Raw genomic sequence first — 10,657 nt, forward strand, 5'->3', positions numbered from 1 at the left:
AGAAAAAAGGGGGAAGGCGCAGGCCTTCCCCCTTGAGGATCGGATGCAGGACGAGGCTAGGCCTTGTCGAAGTTGACGACCACCTGTTCGCCGTCGCCGTTGCGGCGGGCGATGGTACCGATGGACCAGGCGGACATGCCGAAGGCCTGGATGCGGTTGATGGTCTCTTCCACCTGCTCTTCGGGCAGCACCAGCACGTAACCGATACCGCCGTTGAAGATCTGCAGGATCTCGGGCCAGGAAAGTTCGCCCACTTCGTGCAGCCACTTGAAGACCGGGGGCATTTCCCAGCTGCCGAAGTCGATGTGGGCTTCCACCTGATTGGGCAGCACGCGCGGGATGTTGTCGTAGAAGCCGCCGCCGGTGATGTGGGCCATGCCGCGCACGTCCAGGTCGCGCAGCAGGGAGCGGACCACTTCCACATAGATCTGGGTGGGGGCCAGCAGTACGTCACGCACGGTGGCGCCGCCGGCACCCGGGAAGGGATCGTCCGGGCCCAGGCCGCTCTTGTCCAGGATCTTGCGGGCCAGCGAGAAGCCGTTGGAGTGCAGGCCGGTAGAGGCCAGACCCACGATCTTGTCGCCCACGCGGATGCCGGAACCGTCCACCAGCTTGGCGTTGTCCACGATGCCCACGCAGAAGCCGGCCAGGTCATATTCGCCATCGCCGTACATGTCGGGCATCTCGGCGGTTTCGCCGCCCAGCAGGGCACAGGCGGACTGGCGACAGCCTTCGGCCACGCCGCTGATGACCGTGTGGGCGGTATCCACATCCAGCTTGCCGGTGGCGAAGTAGTCAAGGAAGAACAGGGGGGTGGCCCCCTGGACCAGGATGTCGTTGACGCTCATGGCCACGAGGTCGATGCCCACGGTATCGTGCTTGTTGAAGGCAAAGGCCAGTTTGAGCTTGGTGCCCACGCCGTCGGTGGACGAAACAAGCACGGGGTCGCTCATGTTGCCGATTTCAGGTCTGAACAGGCCCCCGAATCCCCCGATGTCGGAGATGACCCCCTTGGTATGCGTGCGCTGCACCAGATGCTTGATGCGCGCCACGAGATCATTGCCGGCCTGGATATCGACGCCGGCTTCGGTATATGCTTTTGCGCGATCTGTGGACATGAGTATCCTCCTTGGTGGGAGACACCCTAGCAAAAAATTTGCCGAATCCCAAGCAGCTTTTTGGGGGAAATCCCGGCAGGGGGAGATTTTCGGTCACCTTTTTTCTCGTGGCAGCCGAGATTTTCCCCTGATATACCGGAGTGGCGGGCTTCCTGTTTTCTTCGGGCGGCAGGGCCGGGCCCGTACATAGAGGATGACGGTCCGGTGCAGGGTGATGCGGACAGGGCGAGAGGGACAGTGTCATCGGCCGTCAGACCGGCACAGGCCGCCAGGGAGGACAGTTATGGAAAGCATGTTGTGGACACGGCTGACGGATGGCAGGCTGCGCTGCGGGCTCTGCGCCCATGCCTGCGTGCTCTCGCCTGGGCAGCGGGGACGCTGCGGTGTGCGCTCCAACCACGAGGGGCAGCCGCTCTCGCTGGTGGACGGGCTGGTGACGGGCGTACAGGCCGACCCGGTGGAAAAGAAGCCCCTGTATCATTTCCTGCCCGGCAGCCGGACCTTTTCCGTGGGCAGTGCCGGATGCAATTTTTCCTGCCGCTTCTGCCAGAACCATCATATTTCCCGTGACCCGCTGGAGCAGGAGCGCATCCGCGGGCACGAAGCCACGCCGGAGATGCTGGTGGAGGCGGCCCTGCGCACTGCTTGCCGCAGCCTGGCCTTCACCTACAACGAGCCTACGGTCTTCGTGGAACTGCTGGCGGCCACGGCCGCGCTGGGACGGGAGCGGGGCCTGCCGTCCCTCCTGGTGAGCAACGGGTTCATGAGCCCCGGCTGTCTGGAGCTGCTGGGGCCCCTGGTGCGGGCGGCCAATATCGACCTGAAGGCCTTCAGCGAGGACTTCTATCATCACTATTGCGGTGCCCGCCTGCGGCCCGTGCTGGACAATCTGGTGCGGATGCGCGCGCTGGGCTGGTGGCTGGAGGTGACGACCCTCATCCTGGAAGGTCTCAATGACGGGGAGGCGGAGCTGCGGGCGCTGGCACGCTTCATCCGCGACGAGCTGGGCGCGGACACGCCCTGGCATGTGACGGCTTTCCATCCCGCCTACCGCATGACGGATCATCCGGCCACAAGGGCGGAGACCTTGCGGCGCTGCCGGGACATCGGTCTGGAAGAGGGACTGCGCTTCGTGTATACGGGCAATGTCTTTTGCGCGGGCGGCGGCGACACGCTCTGCCCGCAGTGTGGCGCCCCCTGCCTGGAGCGGCAGGGATGGCAGGTTATCATAAGGACGGACACAGGCGTCTGTCCGCGATGCGGCAGCAAGCTGCCGGGAGTATGGGAATTATGATCATCGTCTATACGGGCAACGGAAAGGGCAAGACCAGCGCCTGCATCGGGCAGGCCATGCGGGCCCTGGGCCGGGATTTTGCCGTGGGTTTCGGCCAGTTCATGAAGCAGCCGGGCTGTGCCGGGGAACAGACCATTCTCGCGCGCCTGCTGGGAGATGATTTTCTGGCCGGCGGCAAGGGCTTTTTGCGGCGCGAGGAAGACCGCCCCGCCCACAGGGAAGCGGCCCTGGCCACACTGGACTGGGCCCGGCAGCGTCTGGAACGCCTGGATCTGCTGGTGCTGGATGAGACGCTCTACGCTCTGAAAGCGGGCATCCTGGAACGGAGCGAAGTGGAAGAGCTCATGGATGCGGCGCGCCGTGCCCGGTGCCATCTGGTGCTTTCCGGCCGGGACGCGCCGGACTGGCTGGTGGAGGCCGCCGATCTTGTCACGGAAATGGGCGAGATCAAACATCCCTGGCGGGCGGGCATCAAGGCCGCGCCGGGCATCGAATTCTAGGGCGGGACGTTTTGCCGGTATCGGCCGTCCCCTGCCGTGCACATTAAAAAAGGAAAGGGCCCGTTCCATCACTGGAGCGGGCCCTTCGTATGAAGGAAGATCGTTCATGACGGGGCGTGGCCCCGAAGATCCTGGGGAGTTTGGGTTAGACGGCCCCGGCGGCCTCGTCGCCCACCGGCGGCGGAGGCGGTGCCGTGGGCGGGGTCAGCTTGTGCGAGGAGTTGGCCGGCGGCATGGTGGGCACGTTCTGGGCCGCGGGCTGGGCGGCCGGTTCCGTGGACGGAGCCGCGGCGGGCGTGGCCGCCGGTTGTGTGCCCTGGCCCGCGCCGGGCACCACCTGGCCCTTGGGCACGGGCATGTCGGCCTGCTTCTGGGGCAGCATCAGATAGCTGATGACCTGCTTGACGCCTTCCACCTGGCGTGCGGCACGGATGGCCAGCTTGCGCTCGGCCTCATCCTTGACCACGCCCAGCAGCACCACGCGCCCGGCGTTGACTTCCGTATCGATGCGGGTGGAGCTCAGGCCCGAGGTGCCGATGAGTTCCGTGCGCAGCTTGGTGGCCAGGACAAAGTCGCCGGTATCGCTCTTGGCCGGCGTGAACCAGTGCGAGGTGACGGAGCGCACGCCCTTGTGGCGGCGCGCAATGCGGATGGCCTGGGAGAGCATCTTTTCGGGAGCTTCGCCCACCAGGAAAACGTGGCCGTAATAGCAGTAGACCTTGATGCCCCAGCCCTGGGAAAGATTGGCGTCCATGAGGTCGGACTTGACCCCCAGGGAGATTTCCTTGTCATCGCTGATGGTACCGCCCAGGCGCTGGTCGTCGTACACGCCGTACAGCATGCCGCAGCCGCTGTTGAGCATGAGGCAGCAGAGAAGCAGCAGGGGGACGATGTAACGCATGTATCCTCCTTGCGCCGGAGCGCTATTCCTTTTCACGCCGGATGCGGGCACCCACGGCGTTGAGTTTGTTCTCGATGCGTTCGTAGCCGCGGTCCAGATGGTAGATACGCTGGACATGGGTCGTGCCGCGGGCGGCCAGACCGGCCAGCACCAGCGAGGCGCTGGCGCGCAGGTCCGAGGCCATGACCGGGGCGCCGGTCAGACGGCTGACGCCGCGCACCATGGCCGTATGGCCGGAGATCTTGATGTCCGCGCCCATGCGCACCAGCTCCAGCACATGCATGAAGCGGTTCTCGAAGATGCTCTCCTCCACCATGCTGGAGCCTTCGGCCAGGCACATCAGGGCCATGATCTGGGCCTGCATGTCGGTGGGGAAGCCGGGGTAGGGGCGGGTCTTCACGTCCGCGCCGCGCAGCACGCCCTGGTAGCGGGCCAGCACGCCTTCGGGACGCTGCTCGATGGCCAGTCCCATGCTTTCCAGCTTGGCGATGACGGATTCCAGTTCGGTGAAGGGGCAGTTTTTGAGCAGCAGCTCGCCGCCGGTGATGCCCGCCGCCACCAGAAAGGTGCCGGCCTCGATGCGGTCGGCCATGATGGCATATTCCGTCCCGCGCAGGCTGCTGACGCCCTTGATGCGGATGGTGCTGCTGCCGTGGCCTTCGATCTGCGCGCCGCAGGAGATGAGGAAGTTGGCCAGATCCACCACTTCGGGCTCGCGGGCCGCGTTTTCCAGCGTGGTCTCGCCGTCGGCCAGCACGGCGGCCATGAGCAGGTTTTCCGTGCCGCCCACGGTGGGCATGTCAAAGGTGATGTGGGCGCCGCGCAGCTTGTCGCAATGGCCCATGATGTAGCCTTCTTCCAGCTCGAAGGTGGCGCCCATGAGCTCCAGGCCCTTCAGGTGCTGGTCCACGGGGCGGGCGCCGATGGCGCAGCCGCCGGGCAGGGCCACGCGGGCCTGGCCGATACGGGCCAGCAGCGGGCCCAGACAGAGCACCGAGGCGCGCATGGTGCGCACCAGATCATACGGAGCCTCGGGCAGTAGGCTGCCGGGCTTCAGCTCCACGCGATGATCGTCATAGCTGCAGGAGCAGCCCAGCACGTTCAGGAGCTTGATGGTGGTGTGGATGTCGCGCAGATCGGGCACATTGGTGTAGACCATGGGCGCGTCCAGCAGGATGCCGGCAAAAAGAATGGGCAGGGCGGCATTCTTGGAGCCGCTGATATCTATGGTCCCTTTGAGCGGCGTACCGCCTTCGATAATAAGCTTGTCCATCAGGATCCTCGTGCGGCCTGCAGGCTCCGGCCTGCGGCGCATGCTGGGGGTTGCGGCAGCGGTCCCGTCCCCGTGCGGGGGCTGGTCCGTGCTCCGGCAAAACACGGTGTTTGGAGCCGGTATCGGATGCTAGTTTTTTTTCTATAAAAAATCCAGAAAGAGAAATGTAAATTTTTGCTTGCATATTTTTCGGGATGTGCGTATACACGTCTTCGTTACGGCGGAAGTAGCTCAGTTGGTAGAGCACCTGGTTGTGGCCCAGGTGGCCGTGGGTTCAAGTCCCATCTTTCGCCCCATAAGGAAATCCCCCCGCTTTCGAGCGGGGTTTTTCTTTTTCTGCCGCTGGTTATGGCCCGACAGCCCCTCAGCGGCGCTGTGCCGGGAGCCCGGGCCGGGAGTCCGAAAGGACAAATCCCGGCTTTATTCTCGTGTGCACGGAAGGGGATATGCCTCGTTCGCAGGAAAGGGCCTCCGGGAGATCCTTTTCCGGCGGGGAGGGAAGAGACTGGCCCGTCCTGCCTGTTCCCTCTCGTCCTTATTTATAGATGGAGCCCTGCCCGCGGTCGTCATCTGCCTGGCGAGTGAGAGAGGCCCGCGGTCCTGTCCCGCAGGAGGCGGCTTTTCCCTCAGGGCAGGCAACGCCCTTGGCCTCCAGACGGGCCGCCCTTGCCAAAGCAGGGCCTTTTGCGTACAAAACATCCCATCACGGAGCGTGGCGCAGCATGGTAGCGCACCTGCTTTGGGAGCAGGGGGTCGCTGGTTCGAATCCAGTCGCTCCGACCATACATAAAAACAAGCGGTCAGCTGTAACAGGCTGGCCGCTTTTTGTTTTTTCTGCTGCGAAGATCTGTTTGAGGGAACAGGAGCAGCCCCGCTCCGCATCGGGGCAGGCTGGACAGTGCCGCATCTGCCCGGCGGCTGCCGCGGGGGAAGGGCGGGGGGATGCCTGTATCCGCCGGAAGGCGTTTGGGGGGAAGTCCCGCAGGGATGCAGCGTCAGTACGCTGCGCCTTCAGGCAAAAAGAAAGGGCAGCCGGCTTTGCAGCAGGCTGCCCCGGCTCTTAGGCTCCGGCAGGGACTTTGGCAATGGCGCTGCAGTCTTCTTTATCGAATGCTGCCGCAAGCTTGAAAAGGCGAAAGGCTTCTTCCGACAAGGGAAGGGAAAGCCCCTGGCTTTGGGCGCTGGCAAGAGCGATGGACATGTCTTTCCGAAGCAGGGCAAGAGCAAAGGTCGGACGGTAGTCGTCTGCGACCATTTTGTTGAAGTTCCTTTCGAATTGCGTCGAACCACCGGCGCTGACGGCGACGACCTGCTGCAGGGTCTCCATGTCGAGCCCGGCCGACTGGGCAAAGCGGTAGAACTCTCCCACAGCAGCAAGATTGATGGCTCCCAGCAGGTTGGTCATGGCCTTGATGAGCTTGCCGTTGCCGATCTCTCCCAGCTGGAAGACACGCTCGCTGATGGCAGAGAACACGCCCTCAGCTGCGGCAAAGGCGGCGGGATCCCCCGCGCCCATGATGGTCAGGGTGCCGTCGATGGCCTTGGGAAGGGCCCCCGTGATGGGCGCGTCGATAAGGCGGACCTGTTTTTCGGCAAAGAAGCGGGCCACTTCACGGACGATCTCGGGCGAGCAGGACGTCATCTCGATGATGATGGTCCCGGGCCTGATGGCCTCGAGCATGGCCTGATTCAGATAAAGGTCCCTGACGGCGGCATCGTCAGGGACGACACTGATGACGAACTCTGCATTCCCCGCGGTCTCTTGCAGCGTCTCATGGATGCAGGCTCCGTATTCCTGGACGGCCAGCGGGCCGTCCATGTGGCCGTTATGGGGCAGGACATGGAGATGATGCCCGGCCTTGAGCAGATTGATGGCCATGGGGACGCCCATGGTGCCCAGTCCAAAGAAGGCGATTTCAGCCATAGTCGTATCCTTTTGTCACCGGCGGACATGTCTGAGCAGGAAATCCCGTGCCGTGCGATAGATGGTGAGCCTGTCGGGGCTCGTTGGTGTCTCGGCCGTCGCAGGGGCAAAATTGTGTTCCCCGTTGATGACTGGCAGCTCTTCCCAGTCCAGGCCCAGCGATCTGGCGTAGCGGAAAAAGTCGGCAGCGTGATCAGGCGTGACCAGGGAATCTGCCGTACCGTAGACGAGCAGGGCCGGGGCCGATCCGGCATGGAGATAGCTGCGGGGGCTGCTTTCTTTCCAGAGCTCCCTGTCATGGAGGCGCTGGGGGGAAAGCAGGCACTGCATGCAGTAGCGTATGCGGCCGTCTCCGGTCTCATCGACTTTGCGGTCCCCGGACTCCACGATCCAGGCGGTGTCCAGGACACCGGAAAACGATACGGCGGCCGCAAGATCGACATGCAGCGAGGCCAGCTCGGGCGCATTCTTCCAGCGTTCTGTCTCGCTGGCCATCATGATGGCCGCATAGCCGCCCGCAGAAGAGCCCGCCGCGAAGATGTTCCGGGGATCGACATGATACTGGTCCGCATGTTTGATGAAAAAGCGTGCGGCGTCGCAGCAGTCCGTGAGCTGGTCCGGGAACACGGCATGTTCCCGCAGCATGCGGTACTCCACGGCAGCGATCTGCCAGCCATGACCGTTGATAAGGTCGGCCCCGACCGTATTGAGGAAACGGGGGACGATCTCCGTTTTTTTGCTCTGCCTGAACCATCCGCCCCCGTGCAGCAGCAGGAGCAAAGGCCCCGGCAGACCGGAGGGCCTGGCGGAGCCGTACAGGTCCAGGAGCAGACGGTGCCCTCCGCTCGTCTTGTAGACGATGTCTTCCGTGCATCGGACGGAATCAAGGAATTCTCTGCTGATCATGTGACCTCCTTTCCGGTCTGGAGGGCTTGCGGGAAGGCGCCTGCCCTCCCGCAAGGAGCGGACTAGTCCTCGATGCGCAGCAGGCGGGCCGCATTGCCGTAAGCGACTTTGTACAGGCTTTCGGGCTTGTCCCGCAGGGCGATCTCCACCTGGGCATAGGCATCGGCGATGGTGGTGAAGGGATAGTCCGTACCAAGGAGGATCTTGTCGTCGCCCATGACCTCGACGGCATCGGCGATCTTGGCGGCGGAACAGAAGGTCGTATCCGTATAGATCCTGTTCAGGCCGGCAGTCTTTTCCGCCAGTTCCCGGACGTAGTTGTTGACGCAGTGGGCGGCGATCAGGTCATAGTCCGGGAACATGTGGGCCACGGTGATGAAATCGTCCAGGCCGCCGTATTCCGGGGTCTCCTTGTAGGGCTGGCCAAAGGTGTAATAGTGGCTGACCCCCACATGGAAGAGCACGGGCAGGCCCGCATTGCCGAAGAGCTCGATGCAGGCCAGCGTGCGGGGATCGGTCATGGGCAGGTTGGAAAGTACACTGTGGATCTTCAGGCCGCGTGCGCCGTTGGCGATATCCTGACGGAGCTTTTCCAGGGTCTCGTCCTGGGGCAGGGAATAATCGGGGCAGGAGAAGGGCAGGATGCGCGGATCCAGGCGGGAGGCCGCAAGGTATTCGTCGAAGCTCGTATAGGGAAGGATGGGCAGGGCCACGCTGTATGCGGCCTGGACGTCATCCATGCTCTTGCCGAGGTTTTCGCAGGTGGCGTGGGCCAGGCGGTTCTGGCCTTCGCGCATGCGGTCCTGGAGCTGTTCCGCCGTCCTGCCTTCCGCCTTGAAGACGAAGCCGTCGCGTGCGTTCTGGGCGAAGCTGTCGTCGATATGGTCGGGGCGCTGCAGGCGGGTCCGGAAGGTGATGTTCTGTCCGCAGAAAATGTCGCCGAGGTGGGCGTGGATGTCGATGATCTTGTTCATGATAGGCTCGTTGTCGAAAGGTGGTTGCACTGGACGGGCAGGCGGGCCTCCGGGCCCGCCTGCCGGGATGTACGGTTAAGAGACGGATTCCAGGGACGCGTTACCGGTACGCCAGCCCAGCAGCAGGGTGGCCAGGCCGCCGAAGATACACAGGGCCACGATATAGCCGCACACACCGGAGAAGGACCAGGCGGCGAAGAGGTAGGGGACGATCTGCTGGGAAATGGCCACGGAGCAGCGGCCGCCGGCGATGACGACGCCCGTGCCGGTATTGCGGATCTCGGTGGAATAGGACTCCGACATGTACAGGTTGAGGCACATGGCGCAGCACATGGAGACGAACTGGAAGAGGAAGTAGAGGATCATGAGCATGGTCACGTTGGTGCCCACGTTCATGTAGGCCGAGATCAGGGCGCCCACCAGCAGGATCTGGACACCGATGGAGATCTTGCGGCCACCCAGGGGGCCGACGTAGCCGGAAGCGATGACGCCCAGCGGGATGCCCAGGGCGCCCACCGTGGAGATGAGCAGGGAGTCGGCCTGGGAGATGCCGATCTGCTGCAGCAGCGTGGTGTTCCAGCCCAGGAAGACGAAGGAGGGGATGTTCTGGCCGGCGGCCACGCAGAACAGCACGAGGGTGCGGTACAGATACTTCTTGTCGCCGAAGATCTTCTTGAAGGTCTGGGCAACGGTCAGCTTCTGGGCAACGGTCTTGCGGTACTGTTCGGCGACCGCGGTCAGATCTACAGGCACACCGGTGTAGGCTTCCACGACGGCCTCAGCTTCGGCCTGGCGACCATTGGCGATGAGCCAGCGGGGGGATTCCTTCATGAAGAAGTAGGCAAGCACCAGCGGGATGTAACCGATGACGCCTTGGTAGAAGAGCCAGCGCCAGGCTTCCGGCCCCATGGGGACGACTTCCATGGCGATGAAGCCGATGAAGGGGATGGAGATGTGGCCGACGCCCACGACGATGCCTGACCACTTGGAACGGTCCTGCGAGGAAATGGTCTCGGCCAGATAGGTGAAGGAGATGGCACCGGTACCAAGGACGGCAAAGCCCGTGATCACCCGCCACAGGGTGAAGGTATAGATGTTGTCCGTCATGCCGGTCAGGATCGTGGCGGTGGAGAAGGTGAAACACCCCAGCATGAAGGCCTTGCGGCGACCGAACTTGTCGGAGATGACGCCGGCAACGATGCCACCAAGCATCATGCCAAAGAAGTACAGTGACTGCGCAGGGGCAAATTCCTGCATGCCGATGCCAAAGGAACGCATGACGGAAGGCGCCACATAGCCAAGTACCATATTGTCCATCTGGTCAAAGATATAGGCCAGAACAATGATCATGAAGACTTTTATCTGTCTGTGGGACGTGGGGATGTCGTCAAAATAGTTGTTGGGACGCTTCTCTGCCATTTTCTGTTTTCCTTTCTGTCTAGGAACTATCCTCTTGAAAATTTGCAGACCAAAATAGCTGACGTGTACGCGTCTTTTTTGTCTGTCAGGACCTTGCCGAAAGAACGTCGTGCGTATGACCGCTGGGGGAGAGCGGAGTGCGCCATTGGCAAGAGAAGCAGCAAAGATTGTGCCAAAAATATTTATAAATTATTTCAATATATTATTAAATAGTATTATACAAGTGTCCTTTTTGAATACATGAAATGTACATAAGGTGTACATGTCGAGGACATGTTGCTTTTGTGGATGCCGGTCTGCAGGGTCCCCAAAGAGCCTAGCAGGATCTGCATAACCTATTAAAGCGAT

Annotated in this window: 9 protein-coding genes and 2 tRNA genes; 4 read left to right on the forward strand and 7 right to left on the reverse strand. The window is 62.5% G+C overall.

Going from position 1 to position 10,657, the window contains the following annotated elements:
- Nucleotides 1-56: 56 nt before the first annotated feature.
- A complete protein-coding gene (purM, locus tag ACQRCJ_RS11140) occupies nucleotides 57-1,118 on the reverse strand; it encodes a phosphoribosylformylglycinamidine cyclo-ligase (RefSeq protein WP_204625075.1) in 1,062 nt (353 codons plus the stop codon).
- A 283-nt stretch (nucleotides 1,119-1,401) separates the two neighbouring features.
- Here purM and amrS point away from each other — a divergent pair, with 283 nt between their 5' ends.
- The gene (gene amrS / locus ACQRCJ_RS11145; RefSeq protein WP_427799816.1) at nucleotides 1,402-2,412 is read left to right on the forward strand and encodes an AmmeMemoRadiSam system radical SAM enzyme; all 1,011 of its coding nucleotides are present in this window, start codon (nucleotides 1,402-1,404) and stop codon (nucleotides 2,410-2,412) included.
- Entirely contained in the window at nucleotides 2,409-2,912 is a 504-nt protein-coding gene (locus tag ACQRCJ_RS11150; RefSeq protein WP_304051668.1) for a cob(I)yrinic acid a,c-diamide adenosyltransferase, read from the forward strand. Before amrS ends, ACQRCJ_RS11150 begins: the two co-directional genes overlap by 4 nt.
- Before the next feature lie 145 nt (nucleotides 2,913-3,057).
- On the opposite strand, the gene ACQRCJ_RS11155 is transcribed toward ACQRCJ_RS11150, so the two are convergent.
- Nucleotides 3,058-3,813 carry a BON domain-containing protein gene (locus tag ACQRCJ_RS11155; RefSeq protein WP_427799817.1) on the reverse strand — a complete coding sequence of 252 codons (756 nt, stop codon included), beginning with the start codon at nucleotides 3,811-3,813 and terminating at the stop codon, nucleotides 3,058-3,060.
- A gap of 22 nt (nucleotides 3,814-3,835) precedes the next feature.
- Entirely contained in the window at nucleotides 3,836-5,086 is a 1,251-nt protein-coding gene (gene murA / locus ACQRCJ_RS11160; RefSeq protein ID WP_204625079.1) for a UDP-N-acetylglucosamine 1-carboxyvinyltransferase, read from the reverse strand.
- Nucleotides 5,087-5,306: 220 nt separating this feature from the next.
- Here murA and ACQRCJ_RS11165 point away from each other — a divergent pair.
- Together ACQRCJ_RS11165 and ACQRCJ_RS11170 are read left to right on the forward strand one after the other, a co-directional pair.
- Nucleotides 5,307-5,382 (forward strand) — tRNA-His (locus ACQRCJ_RS11165).
- A 410-nt stretch (nucleotides 5,383-5,792) separates the two neighbouring features.
- Nucleotides 5,793-5,869: transfer RNA gene (locus ACQRCJ_RS11170), tRNA-Pro, on the forward strand.
- Nucleotides 5,870-6,146: 277 nt separating this feature from the next.
- Here ACQRCJ_RS11170 and ACQRCJ_RS11175 read toward each other — a convergent pair.
- The 4 genes from ACQRCJ_RS11175 to ACQRCJ_RS11190 form a co-directional block, all read right to left on the reverse strand.
- Entirely contained in the window at nucleotides 6,147-7,010 is an 864-nt protein-coding gene (locus ACQRCJ_RS11175) for an NAD(P)-dependent oxidoreductase (RefSeq protein ID WP_427799818.1), read from the reverse strand.
- A 15-nt stretch (nucleotides 7,011-7,025) separates the two neighbouring features.
- A complete protein-coding gene (locus ACQRCJ_RS11180) occupies nucleotides 7,026-7,916 on the reverse strand; it encodes an alpha/beta hydrolase fold domain-containing protein (protein ID WP_427799819.1) in 891 nt (296 codons plus the stop codon).
- Between the two features lie 62 nt (nucleotides 7,917-7,978).
- A complete protein-coding gene (locus ACQRCJ_RS11185; RefSeq protein WP_289616193.1) occupies nucleotides 7,979-8,890 on the reverse strand; it encodes an amidohydrolase family protein in 912 nt (303 codons plus the stop codon).
- A 75-nt stretch (nucleotides 8,891-8,965) separates the two neighbouring features.
- Nucleotides 8,966-10,309 carry an MFS transporter gene (locus ACQRCJ_RS11190; protein WP_289616192.1) on the reverse strand — a complete coding sequence of 448 codons (1,344 nt, stop codon included), beginning with the start codon at nucleotides 10,307-10,309 and terminating at the stop codon, nucleotides 8,966-8,968.
- Nucleotides 10,310-10,657: the final 348 nt, after the last annotated feature.

The organism is Desulfovibrio sp. SGI.102 (assembly GCF_050314315.1).
GTDB lineage: Bacteria > Desulfobacterota > Desulfovibrionia > Desulfovibrionales > Desulfovibrionaceae > Desulfovibrio.